Genomic DNA, 15,059 nt, shown 5'->3' with positions numbered 1-15,059 from the left:
CACCCGGCGTGTCGCGTGAATAACTTCGGACTCGATGGTGTGCGTGGGTTAGCGGGTGCGCAGCAGCGTCTCGTAGAAGCGGATGCCGCGGAGCCAGGTGGCCACGTGGATGCGCTCGTTGCGGGCGTGCAGCGTCGCCCGCTCCTCGCCGCTCATCTCGAACGGGGTGAAGCGGTAGACCGCGTCGCTGATCGTGGTGAAGTGGCGGCTGTCGCTGGCGCCGAGCATGATGTACGGCGTCACCACCGCATCCGGATGCACGGCCGCGATGCTGCCGGCGATCGCATCCCACTCCGGACCGGTGGTGGGGGACACCGGCGACGGTTCGCTCGGGTCGATCGCCTCGATGCGCACCAACGGGTCGCGGATGGCGCGGCGGAGGTGCGTCATGGTCTCGGCGACGCTCGACCCGACGGCGATGCGCACGTTGACGACCGCCTCGGCGGTCTCCGGCAGGGCGTTGGCGGCGAGGCTGCCGGACAGCTGCGTGACCGCCGTCGTCGTGCGTACGATCGCGCGGGTCTCGTCGCTCACCCGGCCGAGCACCGCGACCAGCGCGGGCTTCAGGCGCCGGGCGCGGATGAACACCGCGCGCAGCGGGCCGGTGGCGTGGGCTCCGAGCGTCTCCACCATCTGCAGGTTGGTCTCGCTGAGCCCGGCGGGGAACGGTTTTGCGTTCAGCCGCGTGATCGCGCGCGCCAGCCGCACCGTCGCGGTCAGCTTGGGCGGCGTGGAGGCGTGCCCTCCGTTCTGCTCGACCGTCAGCCGGACGCTCGTGATGCCCTTCTCGCTGACGCCGACGACCGCGATCGGCTTCGCGACGCCGGGGAAGATGCCCTCGACGACCGCACCGCCCTCGTCGAGCACCAGCGCCGGACGCACGCCGCGGTCGGCGAGGGAGGCGACGATCGTCTTCGCCCCGGACCCGACGGTCTCCTCGTCGTGGCCGAAGCTGAGGTAAACGTCCGCGGCGGGGGTGTGGCCGGCGGCGACCAGCGCATCCACTGCTTCGAGGATGGCGACGAGGGCTCCCTTGTCGTCGAGGGTGCCTCTGCTCCACAGCACGCGGGCGTCGCCTGTTCCGGTGATCTCGGCGCCGAACGGCGGGTGCTCCCAGCCGTCGTCGGTGGCCGGCACCACGTCGTAGTGCGCCATCAGGACGGTGGGGGCGCCGTCGCCCGCGCCGCGCCAGCGGTAGAGCAGGGAGTGGCCGTGCTGCTCGCGCTCCAGCGCGGCGTGCAGGTGCGGATACAGCTCGGGCAGCGTGGCGATGAAGGTGTCGAACGCCTCCCAGTCCGTCTGCTCGACCGCGTTGCGGGACATGGTCGGGATGCGCAGCAGCGTGCGGAAGCGGTCGATGGCGGCATCGTCGTCGATGCGCGCTGGATCGCTCACTCTCCCGCCGCCCGGCGGAACGCTGCGAGGGCGTCGTCGGAGTAGAGCACGAAGCGCACCAGCTCCACCGGCCCGAACGACGCGGCGAGCACCGCGCGGACCGTGCTGACCGCGATGCGGGCGGCGTCGTCCATCGGCCAGCCGTAGACCCCTGCGGAGATCGCAGGGAAGGCCACCGAGGTCGCGCCGACCTCGCGCGCGACGCGCAGCGATGAACGGTAGGCGTTCTGCAGCAGTTCCGTCCTGTCCTCCGTCGCCGACCAGACGGGGCCGACCGCGTGGATGACCCAGGTGGCGTCGAGCTCGCCGGCGATGGTGGCGACGGCCTGGCCGGTGGGGAGCCCATCCGGGAGCGTCGTCGCGCGCAGTTCGCGGCAAGCGTCGAGGATGGCCGGGCCGCCGCGGCGGTGGATGGCGCCGTCGACGCCCCCTCCGCCCAGGAGGGAGCTGTTCGCGGCGTTGACGATGGCGTCGACGTGCTCGTCGGTGATGTCGCCGCGGACGATCTGGATCAGGTCGTCCACCGTCAGCCCCTGTTGTTGGAGAGCTCGTACACCTTCAGAAGCTCGACGATGGCGTCGTCGCGCTGGCTGCCGCCCTCGTCGAACATCTCGGTGACGTGCGTCTTGAGATGGTTCTCGACGAGCAGCTTGTTGAGCGAGCCGAGCGACTTCTGGATGGCGAGGGACTGGGTGATGATGTCGATGCAGTAGTCCTCGTTCTCGATCATCTTCTCCAGGCCTCTCAGCTGGCCTTCGAGGATGCGCGTGCGGTGCATGGCGCGTTTCTTGATGTCTGCGATCACCCGTCCAGGATACCGCGCCGATCCCGTATACCCCTATGGGGTATGTGTTACAGTCGAAGATATGGAAACGAGCTACGACATCCAGGGCATGACCTGCGCGCACTGCGCGCACGCGGTGAGCGAAGAGCTGGGGGCGCTGGACGGCGTCACGGCCGTGGCGGTCGACGTGGCGGCAGGCACGGCGACGGTCACCAGCGACGCCGCTCTCGCATGGGATGCGGTCCAGAGCGCGGTCGAAGAGGCCGGGTACACGCTGGCCCACCCCCGACAGCTTCCCCTGCTGTGACGAGCGCAGACACGGCCGCTCCCGGCATCCAGCTCGACCTCGCGATCGACGGGATGACCTGCGCCAGCTGCGTCGCCCGCGTCGAGAAGCGGCTCGGCAGGATCGACGGCGTCACCGCCAGCGTCAACCTCGCCACCGAGCGGGCCAGGGTCACGGCCCCCGCGTCGCTCGATCCGGCACTGCTCGTGGCCGAGGTGCAGAAGGCCGGATACGGCGCGCACGTCATCGAAGCGGTGGAGCCTCCCAGGGAAGCATCGTCGTCGTCCGCCCTGCGCCTGCGGCTGATCGTCAGCGCGGCGCTCACCGTGCCCGTCGTGCTGCTGGCCATGATCCCGGCCTGGCAGTTCTGGGGCTGGCAGTGGGTGTCGCTGCTGCTGGCGACGCCGGTGGTGCTGTGGGGCGGCTGGCCGTTCCACCGCTCTGCGGCGATCAACCTGCGGCACGGGGCGGCCACGATGGACACGCTCGTGTCGCTCGGCACGGCCGCCGCCTACCTCTGGTCGGTGTGGGCTCTCGTCTTCGGCACGGCGGGCGAACTGGGGATGCGGCATCCGTTCACCCTCGTCGCGGAGCCGGGCAGCGCATCCGGGGCCATCTACCTGGAGGTCGCTGCCGGCGTCACGACGTTCCTGCTGCTCGGGCGGTTCGTGGAGGAGCGGTCGAAGCGGAAGGCGGGCGCCGCGCTGCGCGAACTGCTGCAGGCCGGGGCGAAAGACGTCGCGATCCTGACCGGCGACGGGTCGGAGACGCGCGTTCCGGTCTCCGCTCTCGCGGTCGGCGACCGGTTCGTGGTGCGGCCCGGCGAGCGCATCGCTGCGGACGGCGTCGTGCAGGACGGCGCCGCCGCCGTCGACACCAGCGCGATGACGGGGGAGTCCGTGCCGGTCGAGGTGGCGGAGGGCGACACGGTCGCCGGAGGCACCATTGCGCATGCCGGCACGCTGGTGGTGCGCGCATCCCGGGTCGGAGCGGACACGCAGCTGGCCAGGATGGCGAAATTGGTGGAGGAGGCCCAGCTCGGCAAGGCGGCCGTCCAGCGACTGGCCGACCGGATCTCCGGCGTCTTCGTGCCCGTGGTCATCGCGCTCGCCCTGGTTACCTTCGGTGTGTGGATGCTCCTCGGCGGCGGCACGTCCGCTGCGATCTCCGCCGCGGTCGCCGTGCTCATCGTCGCCTGCCCGTGCGCGCTCGGTCTTGCTACCCCGACCGCGCTGCTGGTCGGCACGGGACGCGCCGCCCAGCTCGGCATCCTGATCACCGGCCCGGAGGTGCTCGAACGCACGGGCCGCATCGACACGATCGTGTTCGACAAGACCGGAACGCTCACCACCGGAGCGATGACGGTCACCGGCGTCGTCACGGCGGATGGGGCGGATGCGCAGGAGGTGCTGCTGCTCGCCGCATCGGCCGAGCGCGGGTCGGAGCACCCGATCGGCCGGGCGATCGCTGCGGCAGTGGATGCGCACGCTCCCGTCACCGGATTCCGTGCCGTGGCCGGGTTCGGCGTGACGGCGCAAGTGGACGGACGGACGGTCGCCGTCGCACGCGCCGACGCGCACGCGACCCTCCCTGCCGTGCTCTCCGACGCGCTGCGCGACGCCAGGGCGGCGGGTGCCACGGCGGTCGTCGTCTCCGTCGACGACGCGCCGGCCGCGGTCCTCAGCGTCACGGACCCGCTGCGTCCGGATGCCGCAGAGGCGATCGGCCGGGTGCGGGCGCTCGGCCTGGAGCCCGTGGTGCTGAGCGGCGACCACGAGGAGACCGTACGGGCTGTGGTCGCGCCGTTGCGCATCCAGCGCGTGGTGGGCGGGGCGACGCCGGAGGGGAAGGCGCAGGCCGTCCGGCGGATGCAGGACGACGGCCGGTCGGTGGCGATGCTCGGGGACGGCGTCAACGACGCTGCGGCGCTCGCGGCCGCCGATCTGGGCATCGCGATGGGCTCGGGCTCGGATGTCGCCATCGAGGCGGGCGACCTCACGCTGCTGCGCTCGGATCCGGTGCTCGTGGCGGACGCGATCCGGCTGTCCAGGCGCACGGTGTCGATCATCAGGGGCAACCTGTTCTGGGCGTTCGCGTACAACGTCGCGGCCATCCCGATCGCGGCGTCCGGGCTGCTGAACCCGATGATCGCCGGGGCGGCGATGGCGTTCTCGAGCGTGTTCGTGGTGCTCAACAGCCTGCGGTTGCGACGGTTTTCCGGGCGTACGGTTTCTTCCTGACGCGGGCGTCATATTCGGCGCCGGGATGCGTCCATATCAGTGACCCTGTGTGCGATCTGAACAGTATCCCGGCGCGCCGCGTGCATTCACCCCTGAATGGGGGGTGGGGGAGGACATACTGCCGGGTCTATCCTCCACATAGGGGTTGAGAAATATTCGTTTTACAGGAAAGGCCCGACTTTGCTGAAGAACCTCAGCCCGCTGCTGTCCGGTGCGCTCTTGAGCGTCCTTGATTCCATGCACGATGGCGACATGCTTACCCTTGTCGGCAGCGGCTATCCACAAGAAGAAATAGTTTCACCCGTCATTCATCTCGGAGAGGTGACGACTGAAGCCGCGGCCGACGCGATTCTCAGCGTGTTCCCTCTCGACAACGACGATCCGTCGCCGATCACGTTCCTCGATCTCGCCGGTGAACCGTACGATGTCCCAGACGTGGCGTTCGCGGTGAACGGCATCGCTTCCGATGCCGAACTCCGTCGCGTGCCCATGACCCGTCTGGAGCTCGGCGAATTCGTCGAGCTCGCCCGCCATTCCGTTGTGACCGTGAGCGTGGGGTCGGACGCCCCACCATGCGCGTTCCTGTTGCGGAAAGGCCCCTGCTGAATCACACGCACAGCTGAACGTGGGCGTGCCGGAGCCTCATCGGCGCCGGCACGCCCCACCAGCGTGGATGCTCCTGCCGTAGACTCGGTGACCGTGTCCCGACCCACCCCGCAGCCGACCTTCAACCGCGCGGCTCTCGCGCCCGGCATCCTCGGGGCGATCGTCCTGATCGGCGGCCTCGCCCTGATCGGGGGCGAGTGGTACCTCTACGTGCAGTATGCGGTGAGCATCCTCGCGCTCATCCTCTGCGTCTTCGCCGGACAGGCCAAGCAGTGGTGGTGGCTGGCCGGTCTGATCCCCGTCGCCGTGCTCTGGAACCCGGTCTGGCCGATCACCTTCGGAGACGTGGTCATCCGTCTCCTGCACCTCGCGGGCGCCGTGCTCTTCGTCGCCGTCGCGGTCACCGTGAAGATCCCCGTCGATCCGCGTCGCTGATTCGCGCATCCTCGCGTAAACTGGTGGTCGCGTCGCGAGTTCCTGCACGACGCGTCCCCGGCGCTCACCGCGGCGGGCGGGTCCATTCGGTTCCCCGCCCGGACGCTGCGCCGGCCCTCACGCCATACGGCGTCCGCTCTTCGTCAGCGCGCGACGCTCCCCCTGGAGGACCATGTCTCGTTCCGGTCAACGCACCAGCTCGTCGCGCCAGCAGCAGCGACGCACCCGCCACGCGAACAACGACGGGCTGATCCCCGTCCTCGCGCGCAAAGTGCGGGAGGTGGAGGCGAAGGCCGCGGACGGCAAGAAGCTCGGACCGACCAATCGCACCAAGTTCCAGGTCATCGCGTTCCTCATGCGCGAGGAGCGGGCCAGGGCCAAGTCGGACCCCGAGCTGAGCGACGCAGCTCGCGCGGAGCAGCTGAAGCGCCTGGACGGCATCGCGACCATCCTGGCCAAGACGGCCGCGCGCGACACCTCGCTCATCGCCCTGCTGGAGAGCGAGTCTCCTCCCACGGCGACCGCGCAGACCATGCGCAGGGACTGGCTGCTCGAGTCGGGCACGGAGCTCTCTCCGGACGACCTCATCATCACGGTGGAGCGTCCCGTCGCCAAGCAGGACAGCGTCATCACGCCGGAGCTCGCCGAGAAGCAGGTCATCCCGCAGTCTGTGCGTGCCAGGCAGCTCTCGAACCCGTTCCTCGCCCCCGACTTCTCGAAGGCCACGGCCGCGCAGTCCGCTCCGCGGCGCCGTCTCGACTCGTGGGAGCTGCTCGGCCCGCTGTTCAAGTCGTTCGAGTACGGCTCCGGCGGCCAGGCGGCCAGCATGGAGCTGCCGCCCGCTCCGGCCATCGACCGGTATTCGCCTCCCGGCCTCGAGCTGATGCACCACCAGGCCCGCTTCGTGGAGAGCGTCCGGCTCGGCCACCGCAGCTTCCTGCTCGCCGACGAGCCGGGCCTCGGCAAGACGGCGCAGTCCGTCCTCGCAGCGAGTGTCGCCGGCGCGTATCCACTGCTCGCCGTCGTCCCGAACGTCGTCAAGATGAACTGGGCGCGCGAGGTGGAGCGCTGGACGCCGCACCGCAGGGCGACGGTCATCCACGGCGACGGCGAGGGCCTGGATGCGTTCGCCGACGTCGTCATCGTCAACTACGAGGTCCTGGATCGGCACCTCGCCTGGCTGAGCACGCTCGGCTTCAAGGGCATGGTCGTCGACGAGGCGCACTTCATCAAGAACCTGCACTCGCAGCGCTCCAAGTACGTGCTCGGGCTCGCGGACGCGATCAAGAAGACCGGCGACCCCCTGCTGATGGCGCTCACCGGCACCCCGCTGATCAACGACATCGACGACTTCAAGGCCATCTGGCAGTTCCTCGGCTGGATCGACGGCAACAAGCCGGCGCCCGCCCTGATGGAGAAGCTCGAGGAGACCGAGCTGACGCCGGCCGATTTCGGCTTCTACGCCGCGGCGCGCGAGGCCGTCATCGACATGGGCATCGTCCGCCGCCGCAAGATCGACGTGGCCGCCGACCTGCCGAGCCGCCGCGTGGTCGACCTGCCCGTCGAGCTGGACGACGACCTCGGCCGCAGCATCCGCCAGGCGGAGAAGGAGCTGGCTGCCCGCCTCGTCGCCAAGTTCCGCCGCGCATCCGCCGCCGGCCGGCCGGACTCGTTCGACGGAGACGACGACGCGCACCGTGCGCACCTCATCCGCCTCGTCGCCCAGTCGGAGCTCGAGGACGCACGCTCGTCCAAGAGCGGGGACAACGTCTTCACGATGGTCCGCAAGATCGGTCAGGCGAAGGCGGGGCTGGCCTCCGACTACGCAGCGCAGCTCGCGCGCTCCGTCGGCAAGGTGGTGTTCTTCGCCAAGCACATCGACGTGATGGATGCGGCGGAGGAGGCCTTCGCCGCCCGCGACCTCAAGACGATCTCGATCCGCGGAGACCAGACCGCGATCGCCCGCCAGCGGGAGATCGACGCGTTCAACAACGACCCGGAGGTGTCGGTGGCGGTGTGCTCGCTGACCGCCGCGGGCGTCGGGCTCAACCTGCAGGCGGCGTCCAACGTCGTCCTGGCCGAGCTGTCCTGGACGGCGGCGGAGCAGACCCAGGCCATCGACCGCGTGCACCGCATCGGCCAGGAGGAGCCGGTCACGGCGTGGAGGATCATCGCCGCGCAGACCATCGACTCCAAGATCGCCGAGCTGATCGACGCCAAGCAGGGCCTCGCGGCTCGCGCGCTCGACGGCTCGGATGTCGAGCCGGGCTCGGCGGACTCCGTGCAGCTGGATGCGCTCATCCACCTGCTGGAGGACGCGCTGGGGTAGTCGCCCGGGTGGGCGCCGGCGCCGCCTCAGGCGATGTCGGCGTCGTCCGGGTCGAGAGGCACCGGCCGGTCGTCGTCGGGGACGAGGTCGTCGTCCTGGTCGTCGGCGACGGGCAGGTCGTCCTCGTCGCGAACGATGGGGGCCGGCTCGTAGTCGGCCTCCTGGGCTTCGCGGAAGTCGTCCAGCTCGTCGTCGCCGCCGCGCGTGTCGCTCTCGGTCATGCACCGAGGGTACCTCTCGCGCCTGCCGCGGTCGAGAGGCTGGTGTCAGCCGAGCGTGAAGACGAAGTACGGCCCTCTGCCGTCGTGCAGGATGCGCGCCTGGCCGGAGAACGCGGCGAAATCGCCCGTCCCCGTGCCGGGGATGATGTAGCCGAACGCCGAGTCGTCGCTCGGGTGCTGCAGCGCGCCGTGGTGCACGGTGAACGAGCCGGTCCTGCCGTCGTCGAGGGTGCCCGTCACCCGCTCGGCCGCGAGGTAGCCGCGGCTCTCCTCCGTGCCGGACGACACGAAGTGCGCGACGGACTCTCCGACCAGTCCCTCCGTGTACGTCTTCCGCATGGTGATCGCTCCGACCCAGTCCCCGTCGATGCCGGAAAGCTCTGCCGGGTCCCAGCCGGTGACCTCGAATCGGGCGGTGATCGTCTCGTGCTCGCTCATCCCCTCACCATAGAGAGGGGGCCGGTCGCCGTCTTGTAATTTCGCGACAGAGCGAATCTGCACTAGACAAGGGGCATGCCACAGCACTCCCAGGTCGAGATCGAGCGCAAATACGACGTCGACGAGACCACGGCCCCTCCGCTGCTGGTGGGCGTCGGCGCTGTCGCGCTGCAGACGGAGCCGGAGACCGCCGAACTCGTCGCCACCTACTTCGACACCGCAGACCTCACCCTGGCGCGCGAGAGGATCGCGGTGCGCGTCCGCCGCGGGGGAGCCGACCAGGGCTGGCATGTGAAGCTGCCGGCCGAGGAAGGTCGCACAGAGCTGCACTGGCCGCTGACCGACGGGGACGACGTTCCGGAGGAGCTGATCGCCTCCGTCGCCGCCGTGGTCCCGGATGCGCGGATCGCGGAGGCCGAGCTGGTGCCGGTGGCCAGGGTCACCAACCGGCGCGTCACCGTCGTGCTGCAGGATGCGGCCGGGTTCGACCTCGCCGAGTTCTGCGACGACCACGTCACCAGCGAGAACCTCCGCAGCGGGGGCACCCAGTCGTGGCGCGAGTGGGAGGTCGAGCTGCTGAGCGGCGCACCCGACACCCGCTCCGGCCGCACCGCGCTGCTCGACGAGATCGAGGAGCGCGTGCTCGCCGCGGGCGCCGTGGTGTCGGCGAGCTCGTCCAAGCTGCAGCGCGCGCTCGGGCTCTAGCGGGCGGCGCCACCGGCCTCGTACCCGCGTTTTTGTGCTGGTGCCCGCCGTCAGGCATGATTCACAGGTAGCGAATATCACCCAGGGAGCAGCATTTTGAAGATCGGCATCCTCACCAGTGGCGGCGACTGTCCAGGACTGAACGCGGTCATCCGCGGCGCTGTCCTGAAGGGCGACCGCGTCCACGGCTCCGAGTTCGCCGGTTTCCGTTACGGCTGGCGCGGCGTCGTCGACGGCGACATCATGCCGCTCGACCGGCACAGCGTCCGTGGCCTCTCCCGTCAGGGCGGCACGATCCTCGGCTCCAGCCGCACCAACCCGTTCGAGGGCGAGAACGGCGGCCCGGAGCACATCCAGGCGATGATGGACGAGAACGGCATCGACGCCATCATCGCGATCGGCGGAGAGGGCACGCTGACCGCTGCCCGCCGTCTCACCGACGCCGGTCTCAAGATCGTCGGCGTCCCGAAGACCATCGACAACGACCTCGCCGCCACCGACTACTCGTTCGGCTTCGACACCGCCGTCGAGATCGCGACAGAGGCCATCGACCGGCTGCGCACCACCGCGGAGTCCCACCAGCGCTGCATGGTGGTGGAGGTCATGGGCCGCCACGTCGGCTGGATCGCCCTGCACTCCGGCATGGCGGGCGGCGCGCACGCCATCCTCATCCCCGAGCAGCCGCAGTCGATCGAGCAGATCATCGAGTGGGTCGAATCGGTCCGCGACCGCGGCCGCGCGCCGGTCATCGTCGTCTCCGAGGGCTTCCACCTCGACACGATGGAGGAGGCGCACTCCCACAAGGGCCTCGATGCGTTCAACCGTCCGCGCCTCGGCGGCATCGGCGAGATGCTCGCGCCGATGATCGAGGAGCGCACCGGCATCGAGGCGCGAGCCACCGTGCTCGGCCACATGCAGCGCGGAGGCGTCCCGAGCGCGTACGACAGGGTGCTCGCCACCCGCCTCGGCATGGCGGCGGTCGACGCCGTCTACGAGGGACGCTGGGGCTCGATGGTGTCGCTGCGCGGCACCGACGTCGTCAACGTGTCCATCGCCGACGCGACCGGCGGCCTGAAGACCGTTCCGCAGGCCAGGTACGACGAGGCTGCTCTGCTCTTCGGCTAGGCCGGCTGACTAGACTCCTCGTCACAGGCGTGAAGGAGTCGATGTGCCCAGGTGCGTTCAGTTCGACGAGTTCGGTTCCCGCGACGCTCTCCGGATCGTCGACACGGAGCGGCCGTGGCCGGGGCCCGGTGAGCTCGTCGTGCGGGTGATGGCGGCCGGCCTCAACGCCATCGACGCCAAGGCGTACCGGGATGCGGACGTCGCGTCCCGCTTCGGCGTCACCGTCCCGAGCTGTCTCGGCCAGGACTTCGCCGGGTTCGTCGAGGAGGTCGGTGAGGGGGTCACGCGCTTCACCGTCGGCGAGGCCGTGTTCGGCAGCGCGCCGTTCCGCACGTTCGCCGACTTCATCGTCGTGCAGGAGGACGGGGCCGTGCTGCACAAGCCGGACCCTCTCACCTTCGAGGTGGCCGGAGCGCTCGCGACGGTGGGCAGGACGGCCGTGGCGACCACGGCATCCATCGGCCTGACGGAGGACGACACGGTCCTGGTGAGCGCAGCGGCGGGAGGCGTCGGCGTGCTCGCCGCCCAGCTCGCGGTGCGCGCGGGAGCCACCGTGATCGGCACGGCGGCCTCGGAGAACCACGCGTATCTCGACGGGCTCGGGATCGTGCCCGTCGCCTACGGGGACGGCCTCGCCGACCGGGTGCTGGCCGCGCTCGACGGCGGCGCGCTGACGGCCGTGCTCGACAACCACGGCAGGGAGACCATCGAGGCGGGGATCGCGCTCGGCGTGCCGGTGGAGCGCATCAACACCATCGCCGCGTTCGGCCCCGACGCCCTCGGTGCGCGCACGGTCGGAGGGGCGGCGGCGGGCAACGAGGAGCTGGCCTGGCTGGCCGGGCTGCTCGCGGAAGACGAGTGCATCCTGCCGATCGACTCGATCTTCCCGATCGAGCGCGTCATCGAGGCGTTCGCCCGGCTGGAGGCCGGGCACGTGCGCGGGAAGATCGTACTGGTCACGGACTGAGACACCGACGTGTGCCGGGCGGGCACGCTCTGGGTTTCGCAGGGTCGGGAGCCTAGAATCGCGGACATGGTTCTCACGAGCAGGCTCAGGAGCATCCGATGATCGCAGACGACACCGCCCGCCAGTTGCGTGCAGCAGGGCTCCGCTGGCGCCCGCAGTCCGGGGACACGTTCGCGATCGACCGCGACGAGCTCGCCGGCGACCGGTTCACGGTGAGCGACATGACCATCGAGCCGCACGAGTTCGACACGGGCACGATCCTCGGCTTCAACGGCACGACCGAGTGGGCCCTCGACTCGCTCGCCGTCGAAGACGCCCTGTGGATCCCGCGCGAAGACCAGCTGCGCGAACTCCTCGGCGGCTCCTTCCTGCACCTGGCGCGCACCCCGGACGGCTACCGCGTCAGCATCGCCATCGGCGGCGAGGAGCGCATGTTCGAGGACGAGGATGCGGCGACCGCGTACGCGCAGGCACTGCTGTCGCTGATCGGGGCGTCGGTGTCCTGAGCCGGTGGCGGGTGCCGGTGCCTGTGTCGGTTCCGGTGCCGGGCACCCAGGGTCAGGCGAAGATCGACGCGTCCAGCTCGGCGACGCTGCGCACACCGGCGAGCCCGAGGGTGATGTCCAGTTCCGCGATGGTGTTGCGCAACAGCTCCCGCACGCCCGCCTCGCCGGCGAGTGCGAGCGCGTAGACGTAGGGGCGGCCGATCGCGACCGCCCGCGCGCCCAGGGCGAGCGCGACCACCGCGTCCGCGCCGCTGCGCACGCCGCTGTCGAACAGCACCGGGATGCGTCCGGCCACCGCCTCGACCACGCGGGGGAGCGCATCCAGTGCGGGCTGCTCATTGTCGATCTGGCGCCCACCGTGCGTCGACACCTGCACGGCGTCCATGCCCGCGTCGATCGCGCGAACAGCGTCGTCGGGGTGCAGCACGCCTTTGAGCACGATCGGCAGCGCGGTGCGCTCGCGCAGGAACGCGAGGTCGGCCCAGGTGAGCGCCGGGTTCGCGAACACGTCGAGGAACGTCTCGATGGCCGCGAGCGGCTCAGCAGAGCGGAGGTTGTCGCGCAGGCGGCCGGGGTGGTGGCGCAGGATGCTCGCGAACGAGGCGATCGTCGCGGGGGTGACGGGCGTGCGCTCCCTCGGGTGTCCCGCGGCGATCCGTTCGCGCACGAGGCGCTGGAAGACGGGGTCGCTCGTGTACTGCGCGATCCCGCGGCCCCGGCTGAACGGCAGGTAGCCGAGGTCGAGGTCGCGCGGCCGCCAGCCGAGCACGTGCGTGTCGAGGGTGACGACGATGGCCTCGCAGCCGGACAGCTCCGCGCGGGAGACGAGACTCTCGACCAGCTCGTTCGACGAACTCCAGTACAGCTGGAACCAGCGGCTCGCGCCCTGGCTCACCGCATCCATGTCCCGGGCGACGGTCTCCATCGGCGTCGACGCCTGGTTGGACAGGACGGCCGGGATGCCGACCGCGGCGGCGGCACGGGCCGCTCCGCTGTCGGCCGATGGATGCGCGAGGTCGAGCACCCCGATCGGCGCGAGCAGCAGCGGGGTGGGCCTGTGACGCCCGAACAGCTCGATGCCGAGGTCGCGCGACGACACGTCACGGAGCACCCGCGGCACGATCCGGTGGCTGCCGAACGCTGCCGTGTCCGCCCTGTCGGTGCGTTCGAGCCCTGCGGATCCCGCGACGTACGCGAACGCCGCCCGCGACATGCGCCGCTCGGCCGCCCGCTCCAGCGCGGTGAAACCGACCGGGATGCGCGGGGTGCGCCCCGCAACGCCCGCGCGGTAGATGGCGGACTGGGCTTCACGACCGGCGCTGAGCGACATGGCAACATTCTGCACCGTGAGTGGAGGACCGGGCGATGCGGCTCAGTGGGAGCGGCGGCCACCTCCGCGGCGCGGCGGGCGGCGCGGGCCGCCGGTCGGGCGCCTCGTCTGCTTCGAGCCCGGACCGTTTGGGCCGGACGCCGGGCGCTTGCCGCCGTCCTTCTTGCCGCTGTCCTTCTTGCCCCCGTCCTTCCTGGTGCCCTCCTTCGCCGCGTCGGCCTGCGCGGCCGCCACGTCGGGGTTCCGGGAGCTGTGGGCGGTGCGGCCGCGGACGATGCCGATGAACTCGTCGACCAGCTCGTGCTGCGCATCCCGTGGCCAGGCGAGTCCCACCCTGCTCTGCTCGGCGTCTTCGAGCTTCATGGCCACCACGTCCTTGCGGCGCAGGGACTTCGCGACCGACTGCGGCATCACCGCGATGCCGTCTCCGGCCGCGATGCTGCGGAACATCGCCTCGGACGGCTCGCCGTCGACCACCGCTTGGCCGTCGAGGTCAGCCAGGTGCAGCTTCTTCTCGAGGGTGAGGAGGTGTTCGTGGTGCATCGCGACCACGATGTCCTCGGCGTAGAGGGGGATCAGGTGGAGGCCGTCGGTGTCGACCGGCTCGCGTACGAAGGCCATGTCCGCCCCGCCGGTGTCGATGGCTGCGCGCTGGTCGGCATCCGGCACACGGGAGACGATCAGCTGCACCTCGGGGTGGCGCTGCTCGAAGACGCGGGTCCATTTGCCGACGGTCACGCCGAGGGGGAAGACGATCGTGAACGTGGACGGCATTCTCCGAGGGTATCGAACGGATACCCTTGAACCTATGAGCGCCCAGAAGAAGCCCCAGACGATGAAGGCGGCGACCGCCGCGAAGAAGCTGGGGATCTACCTCCCGGCCGCCCCTGCCGAGTTCCAGGAGGGCGAGGTCAGCCGCACCGACTTCGACGAACTCGCCGCCAACCCGCCGGAGTGGCTGGTCACCCTGCGCGCGGAAGGACCGCACCCGCGCGACGTCGTCGCCCACAAGCTCGGCGTCTCCAACTCCGGCCTCGCCCGCGGTGGCGTCACCGAGGCGCTGACGACGGCGGAGATCAAGGCGCTGCTGGAGAACCCGCCCGCGTGGCTGGTCACCGAGCGCGCCACCCAGGCCGCCGTGCACGCGGAGAACGCCCGCGTCAAGGCACGCAACGCGGAGCGCGCCGCCCGCACCGACTGACCTCCGGCCCGGCGCGCGTCAGCGCTGAGTGCGCGCAGCCGACCGGGCGATGACCTCCGGACCGGTGACGAGCGCACGGCGCCACGGCGCCACCCCGTCGATCTCGATCTGCAGCGAGAAGCTCAGGACGGTCCGGATGAGGACGATCAGCGCCAGCGCCAGGGCGTCGGTGAGCGACGGTGTGGAGGTGACCGTCCTGACCAGGTCGGCGGCCACCAGCACTTCCAGTCCGAGCAGGATGACCCCGCCGAAGCTCTCGCGGAGCGTCTTGAACGCCGTCCGCCCGGAGCGGGAGATCACCCAGGCGCGGATCGCGATGGCGACGGCGACGAGGAACCCAACCGCCATCGCGCTGACGCCGACGATCTCGAAGGCGACCGCGATGGTGTCGAAGAACTCCTGACCGAACATGCGCTCATGCTGCCACAGCCCGGCCACGGTCAGCGAGCGCCCCGCCCAGCGCGCCCCGCCCGGAGCACCCCGCCCCGCGT

General features: G+C 70.6%; 18 protein-coding genes. 10 read left to right on the top strand and 8 right to left on the bottom strand.

Annotated features, from left to right (window positions below; all coding sequences use genetic code 11):
- Positions 1-48: 48 nt before the first annotated feature.
- Genes B7438_RS09535 through B7438_RS09525 form a run of 3 tightly spaced genes read right to left on the bottom strand, consistent with a single transcriptional unit; the run spans position 49 to position 2,200 of the window.
- Positions 49-1,395 carry a M20/M25/M40 family metallo-hydrolase gene (locus B7438_RS09535; RefSeq protein WP_256921956.1) on the bottom strand — a complete coding sequence of 449 codons (1,347 nt, stop codon included), beginning with the start codon at positions 1,393-1,395 and terminating at the stop codon, positions 49-51.
- Positions 1,392-1,919 (bottom strand): O-acetyl-ADP-ribose deacetylase, encoded by a 528-nt coding sequence (locus B7438_RS09530; RefSeq protein WP_085369318.1) that lies wholly within the window; start codon positions 1,917-1,919, stop codon positions 1,392-1,394. Before B7438_RS09530 ends, B7438_RS09535 begins: the two co-directional genes overlap by 4 nt.
- Before the next feature lie 2 nt (positions 1,920-1,921).
- Positions 1,922-2,200 carry a metal-sensitive transcriptional regulator gene (locus tag B7438_RS09525; RefSeq protein ID WP_085369317.1) on the bottom strand — a complete coding sequence of 93 codons (279 nt, stop codon included), beginning with the start codon at positions 2,198-2,200 and terminating at the stop codon, positions 1,922-1,924.
- A gap of 61 nt (positions 2,201-2,261) precedes the next feature.
- Here B7438_RS09525 and B7438_RS09520 point away from each other — a divergent pair, with 61 nt between their 5' ends.
- The 5 genes from B7438_RS09520 (at position 2,262) to B7438_RS09500 (ending at position 8,075) form a co-directional block, all read left to right on the top strand.
- Positions 2,262-2,486 carry a heavy-metal-associated domain-containing protein gene (locus B7438_RS09520; protein WP_085369316.1) on the top strand — a complete coding sequence of 75 codons (225 nt, stop codon included), beginning with the start codon at positions 2,262-2,264 and terminating at the stop codon, positions 2,484-2,486.
- Complete coding sequence (locus tag B7438_RS09515; protein ID WP_256921955.1) at positions 2,483-4,705, top strand: cation-translocating P-type ATPase; 2,223 nt, start codon at positions 2,483-2,485, stop codon at positions 4,703-4,705. Before B7438_RS09520 ends, B7438_RS09515 begins: the two co-directional genes overlap by 4 nt.
- A gap of 180 nt (positions 4,706-4,885) precedes the next feature.
- The gene (locus B7438_RS09510; protein WP_085369314.1) at positions 4,886-5,311 is read left to right on the top strand and encodes an RbsD/FucU family protein; all 426 of its coding nucleotides are present in this window, start codon (positions 4,886-4,888) and stop codon (positions 5,309-5,311) included.
- A 93-nt stretch (positions 5,312-5,404) separates the two neighbouring features.
- Complete coding sequence (locus B7438_RS09505) at positions 5,405-5,746, top strand: DUF6804 family protein (RefSeq protein WP_256921954.1); 342 nt, start codon at positions 5,405-5,407, stop codon at positions 5,744-5,746.
- Between the two features lie 172 nt (positions 5,747-5,918).
- On the top strand, positions 5,919-8,075 hold the full coding sequence (locus B7438_RS09500; protein WP_085369312.1) for a DEAD/DEAH box helicase: 2,157 nt from the start codon (positions 5,919-5,921) through the stop codon (positions 8,073-8,075).
- Between the two features lie 26 nt (positions 8,076-8,101).
- Here the strand turns inward: B7438_RS09500 and B7438_RS09495 are convergent, their stop codons facing one another.
- Together B7438_RS09495 and B7438_RS09490 are read right to left on the bottom strand one after the other, a co-directional pair.
- Positions 8,102-8,296 (bottom strand): hypothetical protein, encoded by a 195-nt coding sequence (locus B7438_RS09495; RefSeq protein ID WP_085369311.1) that lies wholly within the window; start codon positions 8,294-8,296, stop codon positions 8,102-8,104.
- A gap of 45 nt (positions 8,297-8,341) precedes the next feature.
- Complete coding sequence (locus B7438_RS09490; protein WP_085369310.1) at positions 8,342-8,734, bottom strand: DUF3224 domain-containing protein; 393 nt, start codon at positions 8,732-8,734, stop codon at positions 8,342-8,344.
- 75 nt (positions 8,735-8,809) lie between these two features.
- Between B7438_RS09490 and B7438_RS09485 the strand changes: the two genes are divergently transcribed.
- From B7438_RS09485 to B7438_RS09470, 4 genes are all read left to right on the top strand, one after another.
- Positions 8,810-9,439, top strand: a complete 630-nt coding sequence (locus tag B7438_RS09485) for a CYTH domain-containing protein (RefSeq protein ID WP_085369309.1) — start codon at positions 8,810-8,812, stop codon at positions 9,437-9,439.
- A gap of 96 nt (positions 9,440-9,535) precedes the next feature.
- Positions 9,536-10,564: a 6-phosphofructokinase gene (locus B7438_RS09480; protein ID WP_085369308.1), complete on the top strand. Its 1,029-nt coding sequence runs from the start codon at positions 9,536-9,538 to the stop codon at positions 10,562-10,564.
- A gap of 43 nt (positions 10,565-10,607) precedes the next feature.
- Positions 10,608-11,531, top strand: a complete 924-nt coding sequence (locus B7438_RS09475) for an NADP-dependent oxidoreductase (protein ID WP_085369307.1) — start codon at positions 10,608-10,610, stop codon at positions 11,529-11,531.
- 98 nt (positions 11,532-11,629) lie between these two features.
- Positions 11,630-12,037 carry a hypothetical protein gene (locus tag B7438_RS09470; RefSeq protein WP_085369306.1) on the top strand — a complete coding sequence of 136 codons (408 nt, stop codon included), beginning with the start codon at positions 11,630-11,632 and terminating at the stop codon, positions 12,035-12,037.
- Between the two features lie 52 nt (positions 12,038-12,089).
- Here the strand turns inward: B7438_RS09470 and B7438_RS09465 are convergent, their stop codons facing one another.
- Both B7438_RS09465 and B7438_RS09460 read right to left on the bottom strand, forming a co-directional pair.
- Complete coding sequence (locus B7438_RS09465; RefSeq protein WP_085369305.1) at positions 12,090-13,367, bottom strand: alpha-hydroxy-acid oxidizing protein; 1,278 nt, start codon at positions 13,365-13,367, stop codon at positions 12,090-12,092.
- 42 nt (positions 13,368-13,409) lie between these two features.
- Positions 13,410-14,141 carry a LysR family substrate-binding domain-containing protein gene (locus tag B7438_RS09460; protein ID WP_085369304.1) on the bottom strand — a complete coding sequence of 244 codons (732 nt, stop codon included), beginning with the start codon at positions 14,139-14,141 and terminating at the stop codon, positions 13,410-13,412.
- A 34-nt stretch (positions 14,142-14,175) separates the two neighbouring features.
- Between B7438_RS09460 and B7438_RS09455 the strand changes: the two genes are divergently transcribed.
- A complete protein-coding gene (locus B7438_RS09455; RefSeq protein ID WP_085369303.1) occupies positions 14,176-14,568 on the top strand; it encodes a DUF5997 family protein in 393 nt (130 codons plus the stop codon).
- An 18-nt stretch (positions 14,569-14,586) separates the two neighbouring features.
- Here the strand turns inward: B7438_RS09455 and B7438_RS09450 are convergent, their stop codons facing one another.
- Entirely contained in the window at positions 14,587-14,979 is a 393-nt protein-coding gene (locus B7438_RS09450; protein WP_085369302.1) for a DUF1622 domain-containing protein, read from the bottom strand.
- Positions 14,980-15,059: the final 80 nt, after the last annotated feature.

The organism is Leifsonia sp. NCR5, from assembly GCF_002105485.1.
Lineage (GTDB): Bacteria > Actinomycetota > Actinomycetes > Actinomycetales > Microbacteriaceae > Leifsonia.
This window is presented reverse-complemented; position numbering and strand designations above follow the sequence as displayed.

Excerpts from the sequence above, each read along its gene's own strand:
- B7438_RS09520 (WP_085369316.1), top strand. The coding sequence starts at position 2,262 with ATGGAAACGAGCTACGACATCCAGGGCATGACCTGCGCGCACTGCGCG.
- B7438_RS09500 (WP_085369312.1), top strand. The coding sequence starts at position 5,919 with ATGTCTCGTTCCGGTCAACGCACCAGCTCGTCGCGCCAGCAGCAGCGA.
- B7438_RS09495 (WP_085369311.1), bottom strand. The coding sequence starts at position 8,296 with ATGACCGAGAGCGACACGCGCGGCGGCGACGACGAGCTGGACGACTTC.
- B7438_RS09490 (WP_085369310.1), bottom strand. The coding sequence starts at position 8,734 with ATGAGCGAGCACGAGACGATCACCGCCCGATTCGAGGTCACCGGCTGG.
- B7438_RS09485 (WP_085369309.1), top strand. The coding sequence starts at position 8,810 with ATGCCACAGCACTCCCAGGTCGAGATCGAGCGCAAATACGACGTCGAC.
- B7438_RS09470 (WP_085369306.1), top strand. The coding sequence starts at position 11,630 with ATGATCGCAGACGACACCGCCCGCCAGTTGCGTGCAGCAGGGCTCCGC.
- B7438_RS09465 (WP_085369305.1), bottom strand. The coding sequence starts at position 13,367 with ATGTCGCTCAGCGCCGGTCGTGAAGCCCAGTCCGCCATCTACCGCGCG.
- B7438_RS09460 (WP_085369304.1), bottom strand. The coding sequence starts at position 14,141 with ATGCCGTCCACGTTCACGATCGTCTTCCCCCTCGGCGTGACCGTCGGC.
- B7438_RS09455 (WP_085369303.1), top strand. The coding sequence starts at position 14,176 with ATGAGCGCCCAGAAGAAGCCCCAGACGATGAAGGCGGCGACCGCCGCG.
- B7438_RS09450 (WP_085369302.1), bottom strand. The coding sequence starts at position 14,979 with ATGTTCGGTCAGGAGTTCTTCGACACCATCGCGGTCGCCTTCGAGATC.